We start from the raw sequence: 24673 nt of genomic DNA, 5'->3' as shown, positions 1-24673 counted from the left end.
CCCCCAGAGTTTATTTAGCAAGATGAAGATATCGTCGGCGGATATGGTGGTGCATCCAATGGGTCTGCGGTTTATGGGGCGCATGTTTCCTTGCACCGTTGGTCGCGGCGGTATTTCTGCCGATAAACGCGAAGGGGACGGAGCAACACCGACCGGTGTTCATAGCATCGTTGGGATGCTTTATCGACCGGATCGGATTGCGCCGCCGACGGATTGGGCGATGCCGATTTTACCCCGTGATCTGTGGTCAGATGATTCAACATCGGATGATTACAACACGATGGTCCGTGCCCCATATCCGTTCAGCCACGAAGTGTTGCGCCGTGCTGATCCTCTTTATGATCTGGTCATTTTGACCGATTGGAACTGGCCCAACGCGGTGTTGGGCCGTGGATCGGCAATCTTTATGCATCGTTGGCGGCGGCCCGGGTTCCCGACCGAAGGGTGCATTGGGTTGCGCCCTGATGATTTGGCATGGATTGCCCCAAGAATTCAGCGCTCAACACGGTTGATTGTGAGCGGTTAATGCCCGTGTGCTGCGGCGTCAGCCTGTCACCCGCTCACCAAAGATGGCTGACCCTACCCGCACATGGGTCGCCCCGAGGGCGATCGCGGAGGCGAAATCGCTGCTCATCCCCATGGACAGATCATTCAGGCCATTACGATTCGCCAGTTTCCTCAGAAGCGCAAAATGCAGCGAAGGTTCTTCGTTTGCGGGTGGTATGCACATGAGCCCAGTAATGGGCAGGTCTAGCGCCCGGCATTCGGCGACAAATGTATCGGTTTCTGCAGGAAGTATGCCCGCCTTTTGCGGTTCTTCGCCTGTATTCACTTGGATAAACAAGTCAGGGCAGTGCCCCATCTCTTGGGCGAGACGGGCAATGGTGTTTGCCAATTTCGGGCGATCAAGGGCATGAATGGCTTGGCACAGTTCCATTGCCTGACGGGCTTTGTTGGTTTGCAGCGGCCCAATCAAGTGCACATCGACCTTGCCATAGGTGTCACGGAAAGTCGGCCATTTGTCTGCCGCTTCTTGCACACGATTTTCCCCGAAAAGGCGGTGACCTTCTGCAAGGACGGTGTCGACACGCTCATTAGGTTGCACTTTGCTAACCGCAATCAACTTGACCGATCCAAGGGCACGACCGGCATTGGCTTCGGCCGAAGCAATTTGTTGAGTGATCTCAGTCAAGGACATGGGCGGCACCTGCTTTCATAAACATCGAAAGCGACACTTGGCATAGGGATTGGGTAAAAGAAAAGGGGCGGACCATAAGGCCCGCCCCAAATTCATCAGATGTTATTCAGCTTAGAAGCCGAAAGTTACACCCAAGTCAGCAACTGTGTTGCCGGAAGAGTTCGAGCCAATACCGCCGGCCAGAGTAACACCGCCACCAAGGCTGTGTGTCGCGCCGATACCGTAGGATGTATCGCTATCATCATCACCACCGGTCGATGCCGCGAAGCGGATCGAAGTCACGGCGCTTACGTCATAGTCCAGCGAGAAGCCAAACGTTGCGTCGTCTGCGTCATCGGAGTCTGTGATGACAGCCGCGAAGTCTACTGCGCCAACTGAACCGTCAAAGCCGATAGCCCAGAAGTCGTTGTCGACCGCTTCAACAGACGTTACAGCACCTGTTGCGGCGTCCCGAGTAACAGTATCCCCGTCTTCGCTACCAAAAGCAGCACCAATACGGTAGTCGCCGAACGAGTAACCAACACCGATTTGGTATTCGTCAATGTCGTTGGCTTCGCCATTGACGGCAACAACAGAAGCGTCATTGGGATCAGGCTCAACTAGAGTTGTGATCACGCTTGTGTTGTTCGAGAACGATGCAGAGATGGTGAAATCACCCACGTTGTAACGCAGTTTGATGTTTGTCTGATCCGCGTCGCCGGCACCGAAACCGTTCGATGGGATGCCAACAGAGTTCGAGTTTTGCTCGATGAACGATGTGAAGCCAACGCCGAAGCCGAACAAGTTCAGCGTATCGCCAGAGTCGAGAACGTCGGAAACGTTACCAACGTCCAAGCGCAGGCCGCCTGTGGACACAGCAAAACCAGCTGCACCAAAGCCGCCGTCGTTACCGCCGATGGAGTTGTCCGAAGATTCGCCAGATTCGGCACGGATACGTGCTTCGAATTCCAGGCCGTTGTCGGAAGTTGCTTGGCCTGTAACTGTGAAGCGCAAGCGCTGTTCGATAACAGTTTCAGCGTCCAAGCCAGCATCATCTGTACGGTCTTCTACGTATGTCAGACCAAAACGTGCAGCGCCTGCAAAGCTGATTTCAGCTGCGGCCATGCCTGCGGAGCCAACCAGAGCGGTGGTCGCAATGAGAACCTTTTTCATGAATTTTCCCTCGGTTTTTTTTCACATGCCCTAGCCGGGGAATCCGGCGAGGGGATGGTGTCTATCTCTTACATCTCGGATGGCTACTCAAGAACGCGGACAATCCCGCCGGAATTACTCGAAAATATGGTGCAGCTTTGCCACAGTGGGCGTCGGCACGGCTTTGCCAAAGGCGACTATCTATATGCACACTATTTTCACGCGGATTTTGGTTACGCTTGCGGCGTCTGGGCAAGTTCAGTATTAACGCCCAGCAGGCTGGACTTATCCAAGGCAAGAAGAATGAAAAAAATGCGTATAGTACTTATTGCGCCCCTTTTGCTGGCACTCGCAGCCTGCGGTAGCAATTTACTTAAGGTGACCCCTTCAGACCCAGAGGAACGGGCGAATGACCGCTTTCTGAACGACACACAGACTCGCACCACTCTTGGCGAAGCACTGCGGGCGCGGCGCAATCAAGAGCAGATTGTGCAAGTGAACCGCTACATTTGGGCCGCGTCGTTGCAGGTGTTGGATTTCTTACCCATCCAATCCGTTGATCCGTTTACCGGCGTCATCGTGACAGGCTTTGGCACCCCCCCGGGTGGCGGGCGTGCATATCGCGCCACTGTACTTATACAGGATCCGTCGCTTGATGCCCGTTCACTGAATGTTGCGCTGCAAACCCGCAATGGTGCTGCGGGTGCCGCCACGGTTCGCGCCATTGAGGATGCTATTCTAACGCGTGCACGTCAGCTGCGTGTGGCTGACAACCGTCTTTAATAGCCATTGTCGCCTTGGCCCTTTCAGGCCGCAGCATTCCAGATTATGACATGCGCCGGGCCACGTGCCCGGCGTTTTCATGTCCAAACACCAGGATCAATTGCCCATGGCCACCTATTCACCATCCGACATCGAAGCCCGCTGGCAGGCCGCTTGGGACAAAGAAGACGTATTCCACGCCAAGCGGTCCGGCGACAAACCCAAGTATTATGTGTTGGAAATGTTCCCCTACCCATCTGGGCGCATCCACATGGGACACGTGCGCAACTACACCATGGGTGATGTGATCGCGCGTTATAAGATGTCGACGGGACATAACGTATTGCACCCGATGGGATGGGACGCATTCGGCATGCCGGCCGAAAATGCTGCTATGGCCATCGGCGGTCACCCCAAAACATGGACCTACGACAATATCGCTGACATGCGTGGCCAGATGAAGCCTTTGGGCCTGTCTATTGACTGGTCCCGCGAATTTGCCACCTGTGATCCTGAATATTACGGCCAACAGCAGGCGCTGTTTTTGGATATGCTTGCGGCGGGCCTCGTCTATCGCAAGAACGCGCAGGTGAATTGGGATCCTGTCGATATGACCGTGCTTGCCAACGAGCAGGTGATTGACGGCAAAGGCTGGCGTTCAGGGGCCGAAGTTGAAAAGCGTGAACTAACGCAGTGGTTCTTTAAGATCAGCGATATGGCCGGTGAATTAAAATCCGCCCTTGATGGTTTGGAAAACTGGCCTGCCAAGGTCCGCCTGATGCAGGAAAACTGGATCGGCGAATCTCGCGGCATCGACATTCCCTTTGTGCGCACCGATGGCGCAGGCACAATCCACTGCTATTCCACCCGCCCCGATACCATGCGCGGCGCATCCTTTATTGCCGTGTCGCCCGACCACCCTGTCGCCAAGGCGCTTGAGGCCGACAACCCCGACCTTGCGGCCTTTATCGCCGAATGCCGCAAGATGGACACAACCGAAGCCGCCATGGAAAAGGCCGAGAAAAAGGGCGTGGACACTGGCCTGCGTGTCAAGCACCCGGTCTATGCAGATCAGGAATTGCCTGTTTGGATCGGCAACTTTGTTCTGATGGATTACGGCACAGGCGCTGTGTTTGGTTGCCCCGCCCACGATCAACGCGATCTGGATTTTGCCCGCAAATACGATCTGCCCGTTCAAAACGCATTCTATATGCCTGGCGAAGAGGTCGAAGTCGGTGGCGAGGCCCTTGTGCCGGCAAAGACCGAAAAGGTCGTGTTCATAGACCACTTTGCAGGCGTCTCAGACGTCACCAGCCAAGAGGCCATCGACGCCACGATCGACTATTTCGAGGCCAACGAGCTTGGCAAAGGTCAAATACAGTACCGCCTGCGCGATTGGGGCCTGTCACGCCAACGCTATTGGGGCTGCCCGATCCCTGTTGTGCATTGCGACGACTGCGGCGTGGTGCCCGAAAAGAAAGAAAACCTGCCCATCGAGCTGCCCTTTGACGAAGACGGCACGCCGATTGACTTCAACATCCCGGGCAACCCGCTAGATCGCCACCCGACGTGGCGCGATGTGCCCTGCCCGTCTTGTGGCAAAGCGGCCAAGCGTGAAACTGACACGATGGATACCTTTGTCGATTCGTCATGGTATTTCGCCCGGTTCACTGCCCCGCGCGCTGATACACCGACAGTGGCCGAGGACGCCGCCTATTGGATGAACGTCGATCAGTACATCGGCGGGATTGAACATGCGATTCTTCACCTGCTGTATTCACGCTTCTTTGCACGTGCGATGCAGATCACAGGGCACTTACCTGCTGGTGCAATCGAACCGTTCGACGCCTTGTTCACGCAGGGCATGGTGACACATGAGATTTACCAGACTCGCGATGACAACAATCGCCCCGTCTATCACCTGCCCGAAGACATCAAAGACGGCAAACTGGCTGATGGCACCGCGGTCGAAATCATTCCTTCCGCCAAAATGTCGAAGTCCAAGAAAAACGTCGTGGACCCGCTGGGTATCATTGCATCCTACGGGGCCGATACCGCACGCTGGTTTGTACTCAGCGACTCTCCTCCCGAACGCGATGTTGAATGGACGGCGTCTGGTGCCGAAGCCACATTCAAACACCTTAACCGCGTGCACAGCATCAGCGAACGCATCGCGGCAATGGACGAAGGCGCGACTGGCACAGGCGATGATGACCTGCTGCGCGCCATGCACAAGGCCATTCATGATGTGACCCTTGGCGTCGAATCCTTTGGGTTTAATGCAGCGATTGCAAAGCTTTATGGCTTTACCGCCACCCTGCACAAATCCAAGGCGGGACAAGCGGCACAGCACGAAGCGATCATGACACTGGCCCAACTGATGGCCCCCATGACACCGCACCTGTCCGAAGACATCTGGGCACAACATGGCGGCCAAGGATTGGTCACCACAGCCCCTTGGCCCAAAGCTAACGACAAAATGTTGGTGTCCGATACCGCCACTTTGCCCATCCAAATCAACGGCAAACGACGTGGCGAATTAACCGTACCTGCCGACATGGACAAGGCAGAGGTTGAAAAACTGGCGCTGGCGACCGATGCTGTGCAAAAGGCCCTGAATGGCGGAACCCCGAAAAAGGTGATCGTTGTCCCCGGGCGCATCATCAACGTGGTGGTATAATCCTATGGCCCGCATCGGCGCGCTGCTTCTGACCTTACTGCTCGCATCCTGCGGCTTTCAGCCGGTCCATGGGCCGAATGGCGCAGGCAGCACGTTACAAAACCGTGTGCTTGTGGATGAACCCGACGACCGGCTTGGGTTTCAGCTGGTGCAACGGCTCGAAGAACGGCTAGGACGCGGAAATGATCCTGCGTTTCGCCTTGCCGTAGATTTGAACGTCGCTGAAGAGGCCCGCGCCATCGACCCCGAAGGCGACATTCGCCGCTTTCACCTTATCGGGACTGCGGCGTTTACGCTCAGCGAAACGGGGTCCGGCACGGTTATACGCGCCGACAACATCGAAAATTTCGTCGGCTATTCCGCCACAGGCACCACTGTTGCGACGCTTGCGGCACGCCGCGATGCGCAAGAACGGCTGATGTCCATTCTGGCGGATCAGATCGTACTGCGCCTACAGGCAAGCGCGCTGTGAAACTGACCGCAGGGCAGGTCGGCAGCTATTTTGCCAAACCCGACCCTGATGCAGCAGGCGTTTTAATCTTTGGCAAAGACGCGATGCGAATCGCATTGAAACGCCAGCAAGCCGTTGCCGCGTTGATCGGCCCCAATGGGGACGAGGAAATGCGGCTAACCCGGATGGCAAGCGCCGATTTGCGCAAAACTCCGGCGATGCTGTTGGACGCGATCAAGGCCATCGGCTTCTTTCCAGGACCGCGTGTTGCATTGGTCGAGGATGCCAATGAAACGATGGCTAAAATCTTGCTCGAAGGCCTTGCCGCTTGGGCGCCGGGCGACGCACAAATCGTTGTTACGGCAGGTGACCTAAAAACGACCTCGAAGCTGCGCAAAGCGTTCGAAAGCCACACCAAAGCCTACGCCGCCGCCATCTACGACAACCCGCCCACACGGGATGAAATCGAACGCGACCTCAAAGCCGCCGGGATCAATCAACCGCCACAAGAGGCGATGAACCTACTCAGCGATCTTGCCCGTGATTTGGAACCGGGTGATTTCCGCCAAACCCTGACCAAAGTGGGCCTGTATAAACTGAACGACCCCGAACCGCTCAGCGCGGAAGACATCGCCGCCTGCGCCCCCGCCACGATCGAGGCCGCAGTAGATGACGTACTCATTGTCGTGGCCGACGGTAACACAGGCGAAATCGGCCCGGTCATGCAACGCCTGTCCGCCCAAGGCGTGAACGCAGTCACCTTGTGCATCATGGCTTTGCGCCATTTTCGCACGTTGCACCGCGCCGCTTTGGACACCACCGGCAGACCGCAAATCTGGGGGCCCAACCGCGACAAAATGATCGCACAAGCTCGCGCTTGGGGGGCCGCAAAACTAGAACAAGCTCTCACAGAACTGACAGACACAGACCTAAAACTGCGCTCCGCTGGTCAACATGCCCCGGCGCTAGCACTGGTTGAACGCACGTTTATCCGACTGGCGATGCTTGCAAGACGCTAATTCTAACGTGCTTCATTGTTCCCCAAAATGTTGGGGGAGTCCGCAAGGGCGGGGGCAAAGCCCCCTAACCAATGTCGTCACGCCAGTGTCCTTCGGATTACCCTGCGCCTGAAAACAATTCCATCACTTGTGCCTCAGTATAAACTTGGCGACTCGACTCGGCAAAACTGTAGGCTTTAGGTTTGAGATCAATAAAGTACTCCGCCTCAATTTCGATGCCATCCGCATTATCCAAACTGCCCATGCCAATATGATATTGCCCCTGCATCGGCCCTTCCGCCGTGACACGATAAAACACGCTGCTGCCACACGTGCTGCAAAAGGCACGCTCGGCCCAAGGCGACGACGTGTAAATCGTCAAATGCTCTTCGCCGTTCAGCACCAGTTCGTCTGGCTTTACGACCATTCCCATAAACACGCCGCCCGACCATTTGCGACACATGCTGCAATGACACAGGTTCGCTTGGGTCGGCGGCGTGGTTGTGGTGAAGGTCACCGCCCCACACATGCATGATCCGGTATGCGACATCGACAAGTTCCTTTTTTCAAACACTGATAACGCCTCTACATTGCAGACAGCCCTGACAAAAAGTGTCAGCAATGCAGTTGCGCACAGACCTTTAGACTGCAATCCTGCATCCAACCCCAAAGGATAGGAAACGCCATGTACCGCGTCATCGGAACCGTCAAAAGCCGCGCCCTTCGTGTGTTGTGGATGCTCGAAGAACTCGACCAAAGCTACGAACTGATCGAGGCCGCCCCCCGTTCTGACGAAGCCCGCGCATACAACCCACTTGGGAAAATACCTGCGCTTCAGGATGGTCAAGACGTGTTAACCGACAGCGTCGCAATCATGACCTATCTCGCGGACAAGCACGGCGCGTTGACAGCTCCAGCTGGAACGTTGGCGCGCGCGCGCCAAGACGCTGTAACTCTTTGGCTTATTGACGAAATCGAAGCACCGCTTTGGATCAACGCAAAGCACAGCTTCGTTCTGCCAGAAAACCTGCGTGTCGATGGTCTGAAACCAACCTTACACAAGGAATTCAGCCGCAACGCGGAAACATTTGCAGGGATGCTTGAAGCCGCAGGCGGGGATTTTATCATGGGCGATCAAATCACGGTGCCAGACCTGCTCGCGGTACACTGTTTCGGATGGGCCTTCGGGGCCGAATTTCCAGCCCTGCCCGATCCGCTCAAAGCCTATGCCAATCGGCTGCGCGCACGCCCTCAATTTCGCGCCGCGCAAGATCAGTGATCGTAAGGCGGGGTTTTACCCCGCCTCGCGCGCCAACCAATCCACAACACCGCGCCCGGCGTGCCGCCCTGTCGCAAGACAAGCCGTCAAAAGATAACCACCCGTCGGCGCTTCCCAATCCAACATTTCGCCCGCGCAAAATACACCGGGACGTGCGCGCAGCATCAATTGCGCATCCAGCGCCGCTGCCGACACGCCCCCCGCGGTCGAGATCGCCTCGTCCATAGGGCGCAGGCCATCATGGCGCACCGCCAGCTTTTTCAAGCGTCGCGCAATTGCGACCGCATCGTCAGGCCAAGGCCGCCCCCATTCCTGCGCCAAGGCAAGGCGCAATGGATCCAACTTCAGGCTTTTGCGCAAATGATTGGCAAAACTCATCTTACCACGGGGGCGCGCCAACCGTTTGGCCACCTCATCCACGCTTAGGTCAGGCAATAGATCGACATACAATGCCGCCCCCTCACGCACGCCACGCGACACCGAATAAATTCCCCCGCCCTCAAGTCCACGTTTGGATAGAACCGCCTCGCCACGCGAACGATAATCGCCTGCCTTCCAAGCCACACCTTTCAGCGGTTGCCCCAAAAGACGGAACATATGTTCAGACCACGCCACCGATAGCCCCGCGTTCGCAGGTGCAAAGGCGGCCAAATCGACACCAGCCTCCGATAATGTCTTACCCCAAGCCCCGTCCGACCCCAGCCGCGCCCAACTGGCACCACCAAGACCTAGAACGACGGCATCGCACGTCACGGCTTGCGGCCCGTCGGCTGTGTCAAAGGACAGTGCGTCACCGTCCCACCCGGTCCAGCGCCAGCGCGTGCGGCGTTCCACCCCAAGCCCTTCCAGCCGCGCCAACCATGCGCGCAAAAGGGGCGAGGCCTTCATCGCGCGTGGGAAAACACGGTGCGTGGTGCCCACGAACATGTCCTGCCCCAGCCCCGTCGCCCAGTCGACAATCGCCTGATTGTCAAAACCCTCAATGATAGGTGCAAGCCAAGGTGCCGCATCGCTATAGGCCGCCAAAACATCCGGCATTGCGTCTGCGTTGGTCAGGTTCAACCCCGACTTGCCCGCCATCAGAAACTTGCGCCCCAAGGACGGTTTGGCGTCATAAACGGTGACAGAAAGCCCCGCCTGCGCCATCATTTCGGCTGCGGCCAACCCTGCCGGACCGCCACCAATAACTGCAACCTGGCTCATGAGGCAGAGGTCGTGCGCAGCTCGCCCGACACCTCGATGGTGCGGTGCGGATAGGGGATGGTGATGTTGTTGTCGCGCAGTGCATTCCAGATCAAGAACAGCACATCGGACGTATATTTGTTAGGTCCATCATCGATGCCGTTGACCCAAAACTCGACGGCAAAATCGATACCGCTTTCACCAAAACCGCGCAATTCGCAATCCGGCGGATAGGGCGCGTCTAACACCTCGGGGTGTTTGGCCACTGCGGCTTCGATGATGGCAGGGACTGTGTTGATGTCAGTGTCATAGCTGACGGAAAACGGCGCTTCATACCGATTGGCGGAACCGGAATCGGAATAATTGACCACACGGGTGGTGATGAAATCTTCGTTTGGAACAACAATCCAGCGTCCATCGTAGGTTTCAAGGATCGCAGCACGCGCGGTCATTTTGACGATCGTGCCCGCCTCGCCGCCATCGAGTTCAACATAGTCACCAACGGTGGCTTGCCCTTCGACCAGCAGGATCACACCCGAGATAAAGTTCGACGCGATCTTTTGCAGGCCAAACCCAAGACCAACACCGATGGCACCCCCAAGGACCGCAAGGGCCGACAGGTTAATGCCCATGATGTTCATCAGCACAAGGAACGCGACGGCGAAAATCGTGAACTCGATCAGTTTGGCAACCAGTTGGCGCAGGGACGGGCGCATTTCTTCCTGCTTTTGGATGAAACTACTGGACTGGCTGTTGGACCACTGCCCAAGCCAGAAAATCACACCGCCGACGACAACAAATTGCAACAGCCACAACAGGTTGAACGACAGATTGCCCAGCGGCACAACTGTGGCCTCAAGCTGTGTCGCGGCCAGCCCCAACAGGTTCAGCGTGTAAAGGGCTGCCAACGGAACCAGAACGTAACGCCCCAGCAGCTTCAGGAACGGATCATTAACAATATCACGCACCAGCGCCCGCACAGCGAGGAACAAGAACACGCGCTTGCCAAAGGCAATCACCGCACCGCTGTCAAAGATCGACCGCACAACACCTTCGCCGATGCCTGTCAGCGCATAGGCCAACAGCGGTAACATCAAAGGCAAGAATTGCGCCACAAACCGCCGCGCTTTGGCGATGATGTTGTCATTTTCACCCGGATCCAGCAGGCGCGCCAATAACGGTTGAAGACGACGATTGATCAGCACCGCCGCCACATAGGCAACGATCAGCAATCCAAATTGCGACCATGCCGCCGGGCTTAACAGCCACGTCAGCGCCAGTTCCCACCCTTGTAAGGCGTAGCCTGCGATTGTTTGAACAATCTCGGGTTGGCTTTCTAGATCAAATTCCACGTCGCGCCCCTTGCCTCGTGTCCTATCCGGGCCAATTGTCATGCACAGCGCCCCTTGTGCAAGAGACGACGCCCATGTCTGACCCGTTATGCCCTTTATGTCTGCGCCCAATCCCGCCGGATGCACCGCAAAGCGTACATCACCTTATCCCAAAGCTGAAAGGCGGCAAGGGTGGTCCAACTGTGTTGATGCATCATATTTGCCACCGCGAAGTCCACGCTGCCCTGACCGAAGCCGAATTGGCGCGCAACTTTAACACAGCCGAGCAATTGCGCAGCCATCCCCAGCTTGCCAAATTTGCAGCGTGGGTCGCCAAGCGCCCAGCGTCCTTTGCATCAAAAGTACCGCGCAACCGGCGCAAACGATAAGGGCCTTTGGCTTAGCGCCTTTGGTTCGGGCAAAGCCGCTTGATCGCATGCGCCGTCGCTTCATCTGCCGCGATGCAATCCGCGCACAACTCATGCGCCCGTGCCATCAAATCGTCCTGTGGCAGAACCTCATCAATAAGGCCAAAGGAAAGCGCCTGTTCCGACGTAGCTTTTTGGCCCGCCAACAGCATCCACTTGGTCCGCGCGGGACCAATCAGCGCGGTCATGCGCACAGGGTCACTGGGTTGCGGCAAAAAGCCGTGCTTCATCACTGGATAGAAAAACTTGGCCTCCGGCACTGCGATACGCAGGTCACAGGCCAGCGCCATCCCCGTGGCGCCACCTGCGACCGTACCGTTCAAAGCCGCGATACAGAGGCCAGGCAAGGCGGCGATGGCGCTCGATAATTCCTCCCATAGGGGTGAAACCGCAAGGCCCGCACGCGCCGCATCCAGATCAGCACCGGCACTAAATACGCGCCCCTCATCCGTTAAAATGACGGCCGCGGCATCCTTTGCGCCATCAACAGCGGCGATCAAATCACGCAACATCTGTTCCGTCAGCGCGTTGGCTTTGTCGGGGCGGTTCAGGGTGATCTGCTTGATCCCCCCAAACGCCGCGACATCGATCATGTCAGGCCCAAACGCGTTCGCAGATCAGGATCGCGCAAGGACAATTCCTGCCCCACATAGGAATCGGCATCGCTGGAACACATCCACAACAACGCACGCGCAGGCCAATCGGCGGGGATGTGATCGGACCACTCAAGCTGACTAACCGGATTGATGCCGCTGGCCTTGATCTCGCGCTGCATTTGGGTGGCGACGGTGCCGGGGCTTAAGCCCATTGCGCGGATTCCCGCCGCCCCATTTTCTTTGTGGACGCAGGCCGTCAACATCGCCGCTGCCGCCTTTGAGGCGCAGTAATGCGACCACGCCTCAACCGGGCCATGGGCCGCGCCAGAACTGATCGTCAGGATGGTGCCTTTGCCTGCCGCCAACATTACTGGCAGGGCAGCCCGCATACCGTAAAACACGCCCTTGAGGTTGATATCGATCACCTGCCCCCATGCCCCGGGGTCGGCTTCTGACAGGTGGGCGATCGGTTCGATCACACCTGCGTTTCCGATCAACACATCCAATGTACCAAAGGTATCAACGGTCTGTTGAACCGCGCCTTCGACCGCGCCGTAATCACTAACATCGCAAGGAATCGCGATGGCTTGCGCGCCAATTTCTCGTGCGAGGGTTTCGATCGCCGGCGCACTGCGCGCCAACAAAGCAACGTTGGCACCTGCGCTTGCAAACGCGCGCGCGGTGTCGGCCCCGATGCCCCGGCTCGCGCCCGTAATCAGTACCGTTTTTCCTGTCATATTTTGCATGCGCTGATCCTTTGCTTAAAATCTGTACTTTGCACCGTGGTAAATCGCAGGTAGCCGCAGGTCCAGTCTATCGCCTTGACGTGCCCTGTTCTCTGCCGGACGATGCACGCGATTTTTGACCTTAAGGAATATCATATGCCCCGCGTTTCCCTACTGGCTCGCAGCACGGCCATTGCCCTTTGCATGACTGCGACGGCCGCCTTTGCCGACCTAAGCGGAGCCGACGTCTGGGCAGATTGGAAATCTTATATGGAGTCCAATGGCTATGACGTCACGGCCTCTGAAATCACGCAAGGCAACACGCTGACGGTCAATGACATGACCTTGGAATTCGACTTAAGCAAAGACGTCGGCGACGGCACTGTCGCAGTCACCATGGATACCGTGCGCTTCGTTGAACAAGGCGACGGTTCCGTAGCGATGGAACTGCCCGCCCTGACATCCATCGATATCGAAACAACCACAGTCGACGGCGACACTTTCGCGGCGACCGTCACCTATGAGCAAACCGACCCGGTCATGACCGCCACCGGTGATCCGGATGCACTGACTTATGACTACAAATCGCCCAAACTGAGCATGGAATTGGCTGACCTCACGGTGAATGGCACGCCTATTTCATCCGACGTGGCCCGCATCGGCGTCAACATGACCGACATCGCCTATACATTGAAAACCTCGGTCGCCGAATTGCGTAATATCGAACAGGCGATGACGTTGGGCGCGCTCGGCTATGATTTGGCTTTTGCTGATCCTGAGGGCGACGGCAACGTCAAACTGGCGGGCGAAATTACTGGCATCACCGTTTCAGGATCCGGAGATTTGCCAACGGATTCGAACCCAAATGACCTGAATGCCATGCTGAATGATGGGTTGGGCTTTCAAGCCAACCTTGCCTCGGTCGGGGGTAATTTTTCCCTTTCTTTCAGCAGTCCCGATGGCAGCGGCACCGCCAATTCGGCCTCGGAAGGTGGCGAAATTAACTTAGCCATCGACACGGACGGCCTGCTTTACAACGCCATGCAGCGCAACGTTGACTTTAACATGCTGGTCACAGAATTCCCCCTGCCTTTGTCGTTTTCCGCAAACGAAGTCGGCACCGGAATTGTGATGCCATTGCAAAAAGCGCCCGAAGAACAAGGGTTTGGATTCAACCTATCGCTTGGCGATTTCACCATGTCGGACGTGATCTGGAGCTTGTTTGACCCTTCAAACCAACTACCCCGCGATCCGGCATCTTTGCTTGTTGATCTGTCAGGCAAGGCCAAAGTGTTGTTTGATTTCCTAGACCCCACGCAGGCGCTTGTGCTGGAACAAACAGGTGCTGCCCCCGGTGAATTGAACGCCCTGACGTTGAACAAGCTGGAACTCGACGCGGCCGGGGCCAAACTGACAGGATCGGGTGATTTCACCTTTGACAACAGCGACTTGACTACCTTTGATGGCGTGCCACGTCCTTTGGGCGGGCTTGATCTTTCGTTGGTGGGTGGCAACGGGTTGCTCGACAAACTGGTCGCCATGGGTCTGGTTCCCGAACAGCAAGCAATGGGCGCGCGTCTGATGATGGGCCTTTTTGCCGTGCCGGGTGACGCCCCAGACACGCTGGATTCGCGGATTGAAATAAACCCCGAAGGTCATGTGCTTGCCAACGGTCAACGCATCCGCTGAGACCCCGATCACATCCTGCCAAGCCAAGCTTTTAACCGATGCGTTCCCCGAACTTCGGTTAAAAGCGGGGCACTTTAAAGGGCGGCGCGCCTTGGCGCGCCCTTGCACCCCGACGCCTGCGCCGCTACCTCATACCCAACCGAGCGAGGCACCTCTTTATGACCCCATCTGATCTTTCCAACCTGACGGCCCGACTGATCGACGCCGCCAAGGCGGCTGGTGCTGATGCGGCTGATTCAATTGCGATCCAAGGCACCTCTGTTTCTGTGGATGTGCGCGCAGGTGCATTGGAACATGCTGAACGGTCCGAAGGCATCGATCTGGGGCTGCGCGTCATGGTTGGTCAGAAGCAGGCCAATGTGTCGTCGTCTGATGTGTCAGACCGCACCATCAGCGAAATGGCCACACGCGCCGTCGCCATGGCCCACGAAGCACCCGAAGACCCCCATGCAGGCCTTGCCGACCCGGACCAACTGGCACGCACATGGGATATGGACGCGTTGCAGATGTATGACGCGACGCCCGAACCCAACCCCGCCGAATTAGAGGCCTCGGCCCTTGAGGCCGAAGCCGCAGCACATGCCGTTTCAGGTGTAGAGCAGGTACAACAAGCCTCTGCCGCTTATGGCGAGCGCAGCATTTGGTTGGCAGGGTCAAACGGGTTTTCCGGCGGCTATCGGCGCAGCGACCGTGGCCTAAGCTGCGTGGCGATCGCCGGAAGCGGCGCGGATATGGAACGAGATTACGACGGCGATAGCCGCATTTTCCAGGCTGATCTGCGCAGCGCCACTGACATTGGGCACGCCGCCGGTGAACGCGCCGTCGCACGCATCGGCGCACGCAAACCGCCGACGGGCGCATATCCCGTGCTGTTTGACGAACGCGTCGCGGCAACTTTGATTGGACATCTTTTGGCGGCAGTCAATGGCGCAAGCGTTGCGCGCGGATCATCTTGGTTGCGCGACAGCCTTGGTCAGCACGTGCTGCCCGACGGCTTGAACCTGATCGAAGACCCGCTGCGCCCCCGCACCAGCGGCAGCCGTCCCTTTGACGCAGAAGGCCTGCCAACACAGGCCCGCACCATTGTCGAAAACGGCGTACTGACAGGCTGGACGCTTGATCTAGCGACCGGGCGTAAGCTTGGCATGGCCTCAACCGGGAACGCGGCGCGCGGCACGTCTTCGCCGCCAAGCCCGTCGAGCTGGAACGTCAGCCTTGATCAAGGCACTGCCAGCCGCGCGGACCTGATCCGCGACATGGGGACCGGCCTTTTGGTCACATCGATGATCGGTTCGACCATCAACCCGAATACGGGCGACTATTCGCGCGGCGCCGCAGGGCTTTGGATCGAAAACGGAGAAATCACCCACACGGTGAACGAATGCACCATCGCAGGGAACCTGGCGGACATGTTGCGCAACATCGTGCCCGCCAATGACGCGCGCACGCATTTGTCGCGTGTGGTTCCATCGCTGCTTGTGCCGGGGATGACCCTTGCCGGAAACTGATCTGCCATTGTTGATAGACGCCGCGCGGATCGCGGGCCGGGTCGCGACCAGCTATACCGGACCGGCTGCGCAATGCTGGGATAAACCCGACGGTGCTGGCCCCGTGACCGAGGCCGATCTTGCCGTCAACGCTGTCCTTTTGTCGACCTTGCGCACCGCGCGCCCAAGCTATGGTTGGTTGTCAGAAGAAACCGAAGACGATGACGCCCGCCTGTCCCATGACACCGTGTTCATCATCGACCCCATTGATGGCACCCGCAGTTTTGTTGAGGGCGGCAAGACGTGGGCGATTTCAATCGCTGTGGCCCATCAAGGGCAAATCACCGCAGCCGCTGTGTTGCTGCCAATGCGCGATATGCTTTATACGGCCAGCATCGGCGGCGGTGCAGCGCTGAACGGCACAGCGCTGCGCGCGTGCGATAACGCCTTTTCCTCGACCACGACAGTGCTGGCAGCGCGCCCCAATCTGGACGCAGCCAACTGGAAAGGCGTACCGCCTCAGTTCGACCTCCATTACCGACCCTCGTTGGCTTACCGGTTGGCGCTTGTGGGGGCGGGGCAGTTCGATGCGATGCTAACCCTACGCCCCAGCTGGGAATGGGACATTGCAGCAGGGGCGCTGATTATCACCGAAGCAGGCGGCACCATAACTGACCGCACCGGCGCGCCTTTGCGCTTTAACAACACACACCCAACGCTGAACGGCGTCGTCGCAGGTGGACGCACAGTGCAAAACGCCCTTGTCGACCGTCTTGAGCCTGCGCCATCTTGACCCCTCGTGCCAGATGCGCAAACTGCGCTTAATTGGCTTCAACCCCTGCCTTCAAAGGAATATCCTATGACCCAACGCCTGCATCTTGTCTTTGGTGGCGAATTGGTGGACCCGTCCAAAAACGTGTTCAAAGATGTGGACGCGCTGCATGTCGTCGGCATTTTCCCCGATTATGCGACCGCCTTCAACGCTTGGAAAAGCGAAGCCCAGCGCACTGTCGATAATGCTCATATGCGCTATTTCATTGCACACTTGCACCGCCTGCGGGACGAAGAAAACGCCGCCACGCCAACCGAAGAACTGGGTTAAGGCCTTCCATGCGCGGCTCCATCGGGCTGGCCGCGTACCGCAGCCTTTCGGCAAGGCGCACGGCACCGGATTACACACCAAAGCGCGACCGACCGACCGGGGAAGTCGTTTGGTTGCATGCTGCTCAAGACGGCAACAACCGCGCGCTTTTGGATTTGGCTTTGCGGCTGGTTCAAATGCGTCATGGCACCCATGTGGTGCTGACGGCGGCGCAAGGCGACTTTGATACAGGCGGATCAACATTTCTGCATGTCGAAAACATCGTCGGCGATCACCCCAATCTGGCCAAGGCTTTCGTGCAGCATTGGAAGCCCGATGTCGTGATCTGGGCCTGGGGTGGGTTGCGGCCTAACCTGATCCTCGCAGCCGCAGACAGTGGCGCTTACATGATTTTGATCGATGCGGCGCACAATGGCTTTGATGGGCGGCGCGACCGCTGGCTGCCCGAGGTTCCCAAGCGACTGATCGCCCGCTTTGACCACGTTATCGCGCAAGACGCCGACGCACATTTGCGCGTGGCCCAGCTGGGTCGTCCATTGTCGCGTATTGAACTGTCGCCGCCCTTGCACCCGTTTGGGCAAATGCTTCCGGCGGCAGACACTGACATTGATGACGTCATGCTTGCACTTTCGGGACGCCCTTCTTGGCTTGCCGCCCGAACATCCCGCGACGAGGGGCGCATCGTCCTTGGTGCGCACCGTCTGGCTGTCCGAACCTCGCACCGCTTGTTGCTGATTTTGCATGCGACATCTGTCGCGGATGGGGCGCATTTGTTGGACTTGGCGCAGGCGGCAGGCTTGCGCGCGGCCAATTGGGGAATTGGACAGTTGCCGGACGACAATTGCCAAGTCTTGATCGCGGACGCGGATGATGAACTGGGCCTTTGGCTGCGCATCGCACCTGTGACGTTTCTGGGCGGATCTTTGCATCCTGACCATGCGGTCTGCGATCCTTACACGGCCGCCGCCCATGGCACTGCGATCATTTATGGCCCACACGTAGGCGACAAGGCCGACGACTTTACCCGATTAACCAACGCCCACGCCGCCAGAATCGTGAACGACAAACAAACGCTTGGGCGTGCAGTGACCCAAATGATAGCGCCTGATCAGGCGGCTCAGATGGCGATGGCCGGGTGGGATATCGTGACCCAAGGCGCACATAGCCTTGATCGCATCATCGACCTCGTTCAGACACAGCTTGATACTCGCGATCGCGGAAAGACCTGATGCGCACACCTAATTTCTGGACATCCCCCAAAGGGGCCGCTGACTGGCGTGCGCGCCTGCTGTCCCCCATCGGCGCGCTTTATGCGCAAGCCACAGCGCGAAGGTTGGCGCAAGGCGAGCGCCAAAAACTGGATGTTCCAGTGATCTGTGTGGGCAACATCAACGCTGGCGGCACAGGTAAAACACCGACAGTCATGGCGTTGGTCGAAAGGTTGCGTGACGCGTTTCACACCCCGCACATCGTAAGCCGCGGTTACGGAGGCACATTGACCGCCCCAACCGAAGTCGACCCCGCCATGCACAACGCCGGGCACGTCGGTGACGAACCATTGCTGCTGTCAGCCTTTGCGCGCACATGGGTTGCACGCGATCGCGCAGCAGGGGCAAAGGCCGCGATGCAGGCTGGTGCAAGCGTCATCGTATTGGATGACGGGTTTCAAAACCCATCGCTAGTCCATGACATTTCTATCGTGGTGGTGGATGCACATACGGGGTTTGGCAACGGCTTGTGTTTGCCCGCAGGCCCGTTGCGCGAACCTGCGCACATTGGCCTTGCGCGCGCAGATCTATTGTTGTCGATCGGACCTGACAGCGTACAAACCCAGTTTGAAACCATGCCCTTGCCCGCTGGCCTGCCCCACATCCGCGCCGAGCTCGCCGCGTTGCAAACCGGCATGGATTGGACGAACACACCGCTTATCGCCTTTGCTGGGATCGGGCGCCCTGAAAAGTTCTTTGACACGCTACGCGACCTTGGCGCGACCCTGCTAAGGGACGAAGCCTTGGCAGACCATCAGCCTCTTTCCTCTGCATTCCTGACACGGCTCGAAACCGAAGCCAAAGCACGCGGTGCGCAACTGGTCACAACAGAAAAAGACGCCGTTCGCCTGCCCCCCGCCTTCCGGTCCAAAGTCATTACGTTGCCTGTTCGGCTTGCATTCAAAGACAGTGCAGAACTCGATGCGGTCCTAAAAGCGTTGCCAAAGCACTAGGCTTCGCTGCCCCATCGCAATGATGGCGTGGCCTGATAGGTATCTACCAGCCCATCAAATTTCCCACGCCTGCCATCCCAAAAATCGGAACGGCGTAAATTGGTTCGCTGAAGACTAGGTCAGCGATCCGCACCAGATTGTCGAAATCTCTGACCAGATAGAAATTGATCGGCAGAGGCATCCGTTTCAACGCCAATGCGGGTCATTCCCCGACCATCCTCATACCCCGCAACAAGTGTGCCAATGCCTTTGCATTGCCTGACGGTTCGAAGTTAACAAAGCTTGAACGAAAACCGTAGCGCACGAAACGAGAAAAACCGCCGCAGTTTCACGTGCGACGGCTTCATAACTTAATCTCTGTACGCGCGTTTAGTTGGCTGCGTCAGGATTGGTCGCGATCGACGCGAGGTAAGCGTAAAGGTTCAGCGCGTCCTCTTCCTTGCGGACTTTGAACGTCATTTTGCTGCGTCCCTTGTCACCTGTTGCTTCGCGCAAATATGCGGTTGGGTCCTGAACGTAGGCAACGAAAACTTCTTCGTTCACGATCACAGAATCATCTGCTGCGGCGATTTGGTTGATGTCAGAATAACGGAAACCGTCAATCTGACCGAATTTGTTGCCGATGATTCCAAACAGGTTGGGACCAGATTTACCACTTTTGCCGGCCAGTTTTTCGCCTTCGTCATCTACCACAACGTGGCATGACACACATTGGCGGAACGCTTTTTCGCCAGCAGCCGCATCGCCTGTTGCAGTCAGATCAGCAGCGACGGCAGGCAATGCCAGAGTTGTGGCAGCCACGACAGCTAGAGTACGGAACATAGGGGTCTCCTTCAAAATAGGTTATTGGCTAAGAACGTAACGAGTTCACGATCAAGTCAACAGTAACTTTGACTTGATCGTGAACGGAACCTTAACTTGCAGACGCATTTGCAGTCCGGTTTGCCGAACTACGCTATATACAGATGGAGGCTTTGACCGGCTGTTTCGCGGGTCACGCGAACATGTCGTCCAACGCAATATTTCGCAAGCCGTGGCGTTAAGGTCACGGAATTCCATGACAGGGTGATCCTCGTTTTGACGGCATTGCCTATATCCCTGTTCAAAAACTGGCCCGCGAGGTCTATACCAATAAAACGCTGGTCAAGGCGCGCCCAAAGCACCAGCTGGCGAATTATGGACCATCCGACCTGATTGGTGAAAGCAAACCAGATATGAGCATTATGATCCCCGCTTGGGTTGATGGCACATTAACGCCTGTCGAAAAGCTGGAGGCACACAAACGCGGGCTCAAGCACAAGGCAGTGTCGGTGTTTGTCCTGCGTGGGCAGGATGTGTTGATCCAACAGCGCGCAATGGGCAAATATCATACGCCCGGGCTTTGGGCGAACACCTGCTGCACACACCCCGATTGGGATGAACCACCCATGGCCTGTGCCACCCGGCGACTGCAAGAAGAGGTCGGGTTAACAGGCCTGTCCCTTGAACACCGCCATCAACTTGAATATCGCGCCGATGTGGGGGGCGGGTTGATCGAACACGAGGTGGTCGAGGTTTATCTAGGCCACGCACCTGACGGCCTGACGGCCCTTCCCAACCCCGAAGAAGTCATGGCCGTCGAGTGGGTCGCATTTCCCGACCTGATGAGCATGGTGCAACGTCATCCCGAACGTTTCACGCCGTGGCTGCGAATCTATCTGGCGGATCATGCCGATACGATTTTTGGCACCAATCTTTCAAAGACCGCATTCGAATGAACAGCGAAATTTACCTTCTGTATCTGGCAGCCGTGGCCGTTTTCTTTGCCACTCCGCCGGACACCAGCCAGTTACTGATCATCTCGAACGCAATGAAACACGGGCTACGGCGCAGCCTTTGGGTGATCGCAGGCGACCTAAGCGCGAATGTAATCCAAATGACAGCGGCCGCGTTTGGGTTGGCCACTGTCATCGCAACCTCTTCGCAGGCATTTGGGTTAATCAAATGGTTTGGCGTTGCCTACCTCGTTTGGATCGGTTTGCGGCTCGTTCTGTCGAACAAAGGGCAAGGGGCTGCCCAAGCAGCGCATTCGGCCCATCCAGCGCGCCTGTTTCGCATGGGTTTTGTGACGTCGATGACAAACCCTTACGCGGTGGTGTTCTTTGCGGCTTTGTTTCCGCAATTTATCGACCCCACGGTCGCGGTTTTGCCGCAACTTCTAATTCTCGGGGCCACTTACCTTGCCCTAGATGGGATCACGTTAATGGCGTGGGGCTGGGCGGGGAACCGCGTTGCTGCGCGACTTGGACGTACATCTTTTGCGTTGATCAATCGCGTCAGCGGTGGGTTGATGATTGGCGCCGCAGTCCTGCTGGGCCTAAGGGACGTCGCTCCGACGCGCTGATCGTGGTGATTGAAGCGGTGCCCTTCATGGCCTAGACCTGTGTGTAACCTAAGGCACAACATCAAGGATCCTTCTTATGCCGCATATTCTGGCAATCGATCAGGGCACAACGTCCTCGCGCGCGATCCTGTTTGATGGCGACATGAAACCCATCGCCAGCGCGCAAGAAGAATTCACGCAGCATTTCCCTCAAAGCGGATGGGTCGAACACACGCCCGGCGACCTGTGGGCCACGGTGCAATCCACCTGCAAAACAGTGATGGAAAAGACCGGTGTGACGGCGGGTGACATTGCAGCGATCGGCATCACGAACCAGCGCGAAACGACAGTGATCTGGGATGCAGAAACCGGCGAACCCTTGCACAACGCCATTGTCTGGCAAGACCGACGCACCGCGCATATCTGCGAAGGGCTGCGCGCGGATGGGCACGCAGACACTGTGACCGCGATCACCGGTTTGCTGATCGATCCCTATTTTTCGGCCACCAAAGTGAAATGGATTCTCGATCAGCATGACGGTGCCCGCGCGCGCGCCGCCGAAGGCAAGCTGTTGTTCGGCACCGTCGACAGCTTCTTGATCTGGCACATGACGCAGGGGCGTGCCCATGTCACAGACGCCACCAACGCCGCGCGCACGATGCTTTATGATATCCACAAAGGCGCATGGAGCACCGAAATGTGCGCGATGCTTGATATCCCGATGCAGATGCTGCCCGAGGTCCACGACTGCGCCTCGGATTTCGGCGTGACCGATCTGTTGGGCGGAGAGACCCCTATTTACGGCGTTGCAGGCGATCAGCAGGCCGCGACGATCGGGCAGGCCTGCTTTGCGCCGGGCATGTTGAAATCGACTTATGGTACGGGCTGTTTTGCGCTGCTGAACACAGGCGACACCCCGGTCACGTCAAAAAACCGGATGCTGACAACTGTGGCCTATCAGCTGGACGGCAAACCGACTTACGCGCTCGAAGGGTCGATCTTTATCGCCGGTGCCGTTGTGCAATGGCTGCGTGATGGGTTGGGGATTATCGGCTCGGCCTCGGAAACCGAGGCGCTGGCCAAAAATGGGCGTGGGGATGTGACCCTTGTGCCTGCCTTCACAGGTCTTGGCGCGCCCTATTGGAACCCGGATTGTCGTGGCGCAGTTTATGGGCTGACACGCGATACCAACCCTTCGGATATGGCACGTGCCGCCTTGGAAAGCATTGGGTTTCAAACACGAGACCTGTTTGACGCTATGCGCGCGGATTGGCCTGATGCGGGTGACGCAGTGCTGCGCGTCGATGGCGGTCTTAGCGCCAATGATTGGGCCATGCAGTTCCTGTCTGACATGCTGGGCGCACCTGTGGATCGACCTGCGGGGGTTGAAACCACCGCACTGGGCGCTGCGTGGCTGGCTGGCATGCGCGCAGGCGTTTACCCGGATATGGACGGTTTTGCCGCCAAATGGGCGCGCGCCGCCCGGTTTGACCCTGCTATGGAACCTGCCACCCGCGACACCGCCTATGCCCGCTGGCAACGTGCAATCGCCGCGACGCAGACCGTTTTGTAGCCAAAGCGCCTGACGTTGAGTTCGTTACCAGTGCTCACTTTTTTGACGGGCTATCTTAACAACGGCGTCGATGGGGCGTGGCGAATTGCCTGACCGCGTTGCGCGCGCCCAAAGGCGGTCCACCTTCCTAATTAACAGTCATAAAAAAGAAGTCTGTTCATTTACCGCCATCCATAAGGCCATCTCATATGCGCATCTTGCCCCGCGCGAACCGTGCTGGCACAGTTCAGCGAAATGAACGGAGACACCCTCATGCCCCTCAAGACAACCGCTGCCGACATGGTCTCGACCGCCCGCGCCCGTATCCGCGAGGTCGAGACAAAAGACGCGATTGCCATGGTGGACGACCCGGATGTGGTGATCGTAGACATCCGCGATATCCGCGAACGGCAGCGCAGCGGTTACATCCCCGGCTCGGTGCATGCTCCGCGTGGTATGATCGAATTCTGGGTGGACCCGGACAGCCCTTATTTCAAAGAAGTGTTTGGCCAAGCCGATAAAACCTATCTGTTTCACTGCGCGTCGGGCTGGCGTTCGGCCTTAACCGTCGCAACCTTGCAGGACATGGGATTTGATGCTGCACATTTACGCGAAGGGTTTTCAACGTGGGAAACTCAGGGCGGACCTGTGGAAAAGAGCGACCTGTGAGTCTATCGGACCGCACCTGTCAAGGCGTGATAATCTCGGTGCCCTGACACAAGAGTTGATCCGATCCCCACGCCGACCCAACCGGGGCGGCACGACTATGGCATCTGTGCGGGTTTAGAGGCACGCGCTGAAAGCGCGTGGCCTTGAAGCTCAGATGACCCGCCCCTGTGGCACGCCGGGAAAAAATACAGGCGGCTGCGTGCATTTCAACAGCCATCACAACGTGGTTGAGGTTGATACAGGATGGGCACGCGACCCATTTTGTGCCGAGGTCGAAGACGGTAAAATCTACGGTCCTGGATCCTGCTACATGAAGGGGGACCTTGCTGCGTCACTCATCGCGGCGGAAGCCCTTATCGAAGAACACCCTGACTTTGCGGGTGCCACAGAAATAAGCGCCACAGCGGATGAAAAATCGAGAGGATACGGCGGTGTCGCTTACCTCGCGGAACAGGCCGACGATTACACTGGCCTGCGAACGCATTGTGTTCCCGATAGCTGCCGCATCGTCATCGACCGCCGTTTTCTGGTTGAAGAAGATGTCAAAGATGTGCGCAACGAGGTCGTTGCCCTGCTTGATAACCTCAAGGCGACACGCGATCGGTTCGATGATGATCTGCGCGAAATGAACCTGGTTCTCCCGTCGATGACCGACAAGTCAGCACCCGTAGTAGAGACCATCCACGCAGTTATTTCCGACGTGCTTGGGATTGAGCCAACCTATGTTGCTTCGCCCGGGTCGTATGATCAAAAGCACATCGGTCGGATCAGCAAATTACGCAACTGCATCGCCTATTGGTCCGGAGAGTTGGAATTGGCGCATAAGCCAG

At 57.4% G+C, this 24673-nt stretch carries 25 protein-coding genes and 1 pseudogene; 18 read left to right on the top strand and 8 right to left on the bottom strand.

Annotation, left to right across the window (positions count from 1 at the left end):
* The first annotated feature begins 28 nt into the window (after positions 1–28).
* Positions 29–526 carry a L,D-transpeptidase family protein gene (locus ABJF76_RS18805; RefSeq protein ID WP_413820483.1) on the top strand — a complete coding sequence of 166 codons (498 nt, stop codon included), beginning with the start codon at positions 29–31 and terminating at the stop codon, positions 524–526.
* 18 nt (positions 527–544) lie between these two features.
* Here ABJF76_RS18805 and ABJF76_RS18800 read toward each other — a convergent pair whose 3' ends face one another.
* Both ABJF76_RS18800 and ABJF76_RS18795 read right to left on the bottom strand, forming a co-directional pair.
* Complete coding sequence (locus ABJF76_RS18800) at positions 545–1198, bottom strand: YggS family pyridoxal phosphate-dependent enzyme (RefSeq protein ID WP_413820236.1); 654 nt, start codon at positions 1196–1198, stop codon at positions 545–547.
* A gap of 111 nt (positions 1199–1309) precedes the next feature.
* Positions 1310–2350, bottom strand: a complete 1041-nt coding sequence (locus ABJF76_RS18795; RefSeq protein WP_413820235.1) for a porin — start codon at positions 2348–2350, stop codon at positions 1310–1312.
* A 291-nt stretch (positions 2351–2641) separates the two neighbouring features.
* Between ABJF76_RS18795 and ABJF76_RS18790 the strand changes: the two genes are divergently transcribed.
* From ABJF76_RS18790 to holA, 4 genes are all read left to right on the top strand, one after another.
* On the top strand, positions 2642–3112 hold the full coding sequence (locus ABJF76_RS18790) for a DUF3576 domain-containing protein (protein ID WP_413820234.1): 471 nt from the start codon (positions 2642–2644) through the stop codon (positions 3110–3112).
* 106 nt (positions 3113–3218) lie between these two features.
* A complete protein-coding gene (leuS, locus tag ABJF76_RS18785; protein WP_413820233.1) occupies positions 3219–5771 on the top strand; it encodes a leucine--tRNA ligase in 2553 nt (850 codons plus the stop codon).
* Between the two features lie 4 nt (positions 5772–5775).
* Positions 5776–6243, top strand: a complete 468-nt coding sequence (gene lptE, locus ABJF76_RS18780; protein ID WP_413820232.1) for an LPS assembly lipoprotein LptE — start codon at positions 5776–5778, stop codon at positions 6241–6243.
* Positions 6240–7241, top strand: coding sequence for a DNA polymerase III subunit delta (gene holA / locus ABJF76_RS18775; RefSeq protein WP_413820231.1), 1002 nt, complete (start codon positions 6240–6242; stop codon positions 7239–7241). Before lptE ends, holA begins: the two co-directional genes overlap by 4 nt.
* 97 nt (positions 7242–7338) lie before the next feature.
* Here holA and ABJF76_RS18770 read toward each other — a convergent pair whose 3' ends face one another.
* Entirely contained in the window at positions 7339–7770 is a 432-nt protein-coding gene (locus tag ABJF76_RS18770; RefSeq protein ID WP_413820230.1) for a GFA family protein, read from the bottom strand.
* Positions 7771–7905: 135 nt separating this feature from the next.
* On the opposite strand from ABJF76_RS18770, the gene ABJF76_RS18765 reads away from it, so the two are divergent.
* Positions 7906–8499 (top strand): glutathione S-transferase family protein, encoded by a 594-nt coding sequence (locus ABJF76_RS18765; RefSeq protein ID WP_413820229.1) that lies wholly within the window; start codon positions 7906–7908, stop codon positions 8497–8499.
* Positions 8500–8514: 15 nt separating this feature from the next.
* On the opposite strand, the gene ABJF76_RS18760 is transcribed toward ABJF76_RS18765, so the two are convergent.
* Together ABJF76_RS18760 and ABJF76_RS18755 are read right to left on the bottom strand one after the other, a co-directional pair.
* Entirely contained in the window at positions 8515–9702 is a 1188-nt protein-coding gene (locus ABJF76_RS18760) for a TIGR03862 family flavoprotein (protein WP_413820228.1), read from the bottom strand.
* On the bottom strand, positions 9699–11075 hold the full coding sequence (locus tag ABJF76_RS18755; protein WP_413820227.1) for a mechanosensitive ion channel family protein: 1377 nt from the start codon (positions 11073–11075) through the stop codon (positions 9699–9701). The genes ABJF76_RS18760 and ABJF76_RS18755 overlap by 4 nt, the downstream gene beginning before the upstream one ends.
* A 32-nt stretch (positions 11076–11107) precedes the next feature.
* Between ABJF76_RS18755 and ABJF76_RS18750 the strand changes: the two genes are divergently transcribed.
* Entirely contained in the window at positions 11108–11401 is a 294-nt protein-coding gene (locus ABJF76_RS18750) for an HNH endonuclease (protein WP_413820226.1), read from the top strand.
* 11 nt (positions 11402–11412) lie between these two features.
* On the opposite strand, the gene ABJF76_RS18745 is transcribed toward ABJF76_RS18750, so the two are convergent.
* The gene (locus ABJF76_RS18745; RefSeq protein ID WP_413820225.1) at positions 11413–12033 is read right to left on the bottom strand and encodes an enoyl-CoA hydratase/isomerase family protein; all 621 of its coding nucleotides are present in this window, start codon (positions 12031–12033) and stop codon (positions 11413–11415) included.
* Positions 12030–12782 carry an SDR family oxidoreductase gene (locus ABJF76_RS18740; RefSeq protein ID WP_413820224.1) on the bottom strand — a complete coding sequence of 251 codons (753 nt, stop codon included), beginning with the start codon at positions 12780–12782 and terminating at the stop codon, positions 12030–12032. The genes ABJF76_RS18745 and ABJF76_RS18740 overlap by 4 nt, the downstream gene beginning before the upstream one ends.
* A 135-nt stretch (positions 12783–12917) precedes the next feature.
* On the opposite strand from ABJF76_RS18740, the gene ABJF76_RS18735 reads away from it, so the two are divergent.
* The 6 genes from ABJF76_RS18735 (at position 12918) to lpxK (ending at position 19260) form a co-directional block, all read left to right on the top strand.
* Positions 12918–14450 carry a DUF2125 domain-containing protein gene (locus ABJF76_RS18735; RefSeq protein WP_413820223.1) on the top strand — a complete coding sequence of 511 codons (1533 nt, stop codon included), beginning with the start codon at positions 12918–12920 and terminating at the stop codon, positions 14448–14450.
* Positions 14451–14608: 158 nt separating this feature from the next.
* A complete protein-coding gene (locus ABJF76_RS18730) occupies positions 14609–15958 on the top strand; it encodes a TldD/PmbA family protein (RefSeq protein WP_413820222.1) in 1350 nt (449 codons plus the stop codon).
* Positions 15945–16730, top strand: a complete 786-nt coding sequence (locus ABJF76_RS18725) for a 3'(2'),5'-bisphosphate nucleotidase CysQ (protein WP_413820221.1) — start codon at positions 15945–15947, stop codon at positions 16728–16730. The genes ABJF76_RS18730 and ABJF76_RS18725 overlap by 14 nt, the downstream gene beginning before the upstream one ends.
* Before the next feature lie 66 nt (positions 16731–16796).
* Positions 16797–17039 (top strand): DUF4170 domain-containing protein, encoded by a 243-nt coding sequence (locus ABJF76_RS18720; RefSeq protein ID WP_413820220.1) that lies wholly within the window; start codon positions 16797–16799, stop codon positions 17037–17039.
* Positions 17040–17047: 8 nt separating this feature from the next.
* On the top strand, positions 17048–18268 hold the full coding sequence (locus ABJF76_RS18715; protein WP_413820219.1) for a 3-deoxy-D-manno-octulosonic acid transferase: 1221 nt from the start codon (positions 17048–17050) through the stop codon (positions 18266–18268).
* Positions 18268–19260, top strand: a complete 993-nt coding sequence (lpxK, locus tag ABJF76_RS18710) for a tetraacyldisaccharide 4'-kinase (protein WP_413820218.1) — start codon at positions 18268–18270, stop codon at positions 19258–19260. Before ABJF76_RS18715 ends, lpxK begins: the two co-directional genes overlap by 1 nt.
* A gap of 369 nt (positions 19261–19629) precedes the next feature.
* On the opposite strand, the gene ABJF76_RS18705 is transcribed toward lpxK, so the two are convergent.
* The gene (locus ABJF76_RS18705; RefSeq protein ID WP_413820217.1) at positions 19630–20082 is read right to left on the bottom strand and encodes a c-type cytochrome; all 453 of its coding nucleotides are present in this window, start codon (positions 20080–20082) and stop codon (positions 19630–19632) included.
* Between the two features lie 392 nt (positions 20083–20474).
* Between ABJF76_RS18705 and ABJF76_RS18700 the strand changes: the two genes are divergently transcribed.
* The 5 genes and pseudogenes from ABJF76_RS18700 to ABJF76_RS18680 form a co-directional block, all read left to right on the top strand.
* Positions 20475–21017 carry an isopentenyl-diphosphate Delta-isomerase gene (locus ABJF76_RS18700; RefSeq protein WP_413820216.1) on the top strand — a complete coding sequence of 181 codons (543 nt, stop codon included), beginning with the start codon at positions 20475–20477 and terminating at the stop codon, positions 21015–21017.
* The gene (locus ABJF76_RS18695) at positions 21014–21643 is read left to right on the top strand and encodes a LysE family translocator (RefSeq protein ID WP_413820215.1); all 630 of its coding nucleotides are present in this window, start codon (positions 21014–21016) and stop codon (positions 21641–21643) included. The genes ABJF76_RS18700 and ABJF76_RS18695 overlap by 4 nt, the downstream gene beginning before the upstream one ends.
* 76 nt (positions 21644–21719) lie before the next feature.
* Positions 21720–23195 (top strand): glycerol kinase GlpK, encoded by a 1476-nt coding sequence (glpK, locus tag ABJF76_RS18690; protein ID WP_413820214.1) that lies wholly within the window; start codon positions 21720–21722, stop codon positions 23193–23195.
* 252 nt (positions 23196–23447) lie between these two features.
* Complete coding sequence (locus tag ABJF76_RS18685) at positions 23448–23843, top strand: rhodanese-like domain-containing protein (RefSeq protein ID WP_413820213.1); 396 nt, start codon at positions 23448–23450, stop codon at positions 23841–23843.
* Positions 23844–23847: 4 nt separating this feature from the next.
* Positions 23848–24673, top strand: a pseudogene (locus tag ABJF76_RS18680) (M20/M25/M40 family metallo-hydrolase); the annotation flags it as partial.

Origin of the sequence: Tateyamaria sp. (assembly GCF_039940735.1) — a bacterium.
In the GTDB taxonomy this organism is placed as follows: domain Bacteria; phylum Pseudomonadota; class Alphaproteobacteria; order Rhodobacterales; family Rhodobacteraceae; genus Tateyamaria.
The sequence above is the reverse complement of the archived record's forward strand: the minus strand, read 5'-3'. Positions and strand labels throughout refer to the sequence as shown.

What these genes read in the sequence shown, in the direction of transcription:
- ABJF76_RS18800 (WP_413820236.1), bottom strand. Translation starts at nt 1,198, where the DNA reads ATGTCCTTGACTGAGATCACTCAACAAATTGCTTCGGCCGAAGCCAAT.
- ABJF76_RS18795 (WP_413820235.1), bottom strand. Translation starts at nt 2,350, where the DNA reads ATGAAAAAGGTTCTCATTGCGACCACCGCTCTGGTTGGCTCCGCAGGC.
- ABJF76_RS18790 (WP_413820234.1), top strand. Translation starts at nt 2,642, where the DNA reads ATGCGTATAGTACTTATTGCGCCCCTTTTGCTGGCACTCGCAGCCTGC.
- leuS (WP_413820233.1), top strand. Translation starts at nt 3,219, where the DNA reads ATGGCCACCTATTCACCATCCGACATCGAAGCCCGCTGGCAGGCCGCT.
- lptE (WP_413820232.1), top strand. Translation starts at nt 5,776, where the DNA reads ATGGCCCGCATCGGCGCGCTGCTTCTGACCTTACTGCTCGCATCCTGC.
- ABJF76_RS18770 (WP_413820230.1), bottom strand. Translation starts at nt 7,770, where the DNA reads ATGTCGCATACCGGATCATGCATGTGTGGGGCGGTGACCTTCACCACA.
- ABJF76_RS18765 (WP_413820229.1), top strand. Translation starts at nt 7,906, where the DNA reads ATGTACCGCGTCATCGGAACCGTCAAAAGCCGCGCCCTTCGTGTGTTG.
- ABJF76_RS18760 (WP_413820228.1), bottom strand. Translation starts at nt 9,702, where the DNA reads ATGAGCCAGGTTGCAGTTATTGGTGGCGGTCCGGCAGGGTTGGCCGCA.
- ABJF76_RS18755 (WP_413820227.1), bottom strand. Translation starts at nt 11,075, where the DNA reads ATGACAATTGGCCCGGATAGGACACGAGGCAAGGGGCGCGACGTGGAA.
- ABJF76_RS18750 (WP_413820226.1), top strand. Translation starts at nt 11,108, where the DNA reads ATGTCTGACCCGTTATGCCCTTTATGTCTGCGCCCAATCCCGCCGGAT.
- ABJF76_RS18745 (WP_413820225.1), bottom strand. Translation starts at nt 12,033, where the DNA reads ATGATCGATGTCGCGGCGTTTGGGGGGATCAAGCAGATCACCCTGAAC.
- ABJF76_RS18740 (WP_413820224.1), bottom strand. Translation starts at nt 12,782, where the DNA reads ATGCAAAATATGACAGGAAAAACGGTACTGATTACGGGCGCGAGCCGG.
- ABJF76_RS18735 (WP_413820223.1), top strand. Translation starts at nt 12,918, where the DNA reads ATGCCCCGCGTTTCCCTACTGGCTCGCAGCACGGCCATTGCCCTTTGC.
- ABJF76_RS18730 (WP_413820222.1), top strand. Translation starts at nt 14,609, where the DNA reads ATGACCCCATCTGATCTTTCCAACCTGACGGCCCGACTGATCGACGCC.
- ABJF76_RS18720 (WP_413820220.1), top strand. Translation starts at nt 16,797, where the DNA reads ATGACCCAACGCCTGCATCTTGTCTTTGGTGGCGAATTGGTGGACCCG.
- ABJF76_RS18715 (WP_413820219.1), top strand. Translation starts at nt 17,048, where the DNA reads ATGCGCGGCTCCATCGGGCTGGCCGCGTACCGCAGCCTTTCGGCAAGG.
- lpxK (WP_413820218.1), top strand. Translation starts at nt 18,268, where the DNA reads ATGCGCACACCTAATTTCTGGACATCCCCCAAAGGGGCCGCTGACTGG.
- ABJF76_RS18705 (WP_413820217.1), bottom strand. Translation starts at nt 20,082, where the DNA reads ATGTTCCGTACTCTAGCTGTCGTGGCTGCCACAACTCTGGCATTGCCT.
- ABJF76_RS18700 (WP_413820216.1), top strand. Translation starts at nt 20,475, where the DNA reads ATGAGCATTATGATCCCCGCTTGGGTTGATGGCACATTAACGCCTGTC.
- ABJF76_RS18695 (WP_413820215.1), top strand. Translation starts at nt 21,014, where the DNA reads ATGAACAGCGAAATTTACCTTCTGTATCTGGCAGCCGTGGCCGTTTTC.
- glpK (WP_413820214.1), top strand. Translation starts at nt 21,720, where the DNA reads ATGCCGCATATTCTGGCAATCGATCAGGGCACAACGTCCTCGCGCGCG.
- ABJF76_RS18685 (WP_413820213.1), top strand. Translation starts at nt 23,448, where the DNA reads ATGCCCCTCAAGACAACCGCTGCCGACATGGTCTCGACCGCCCGCGCC.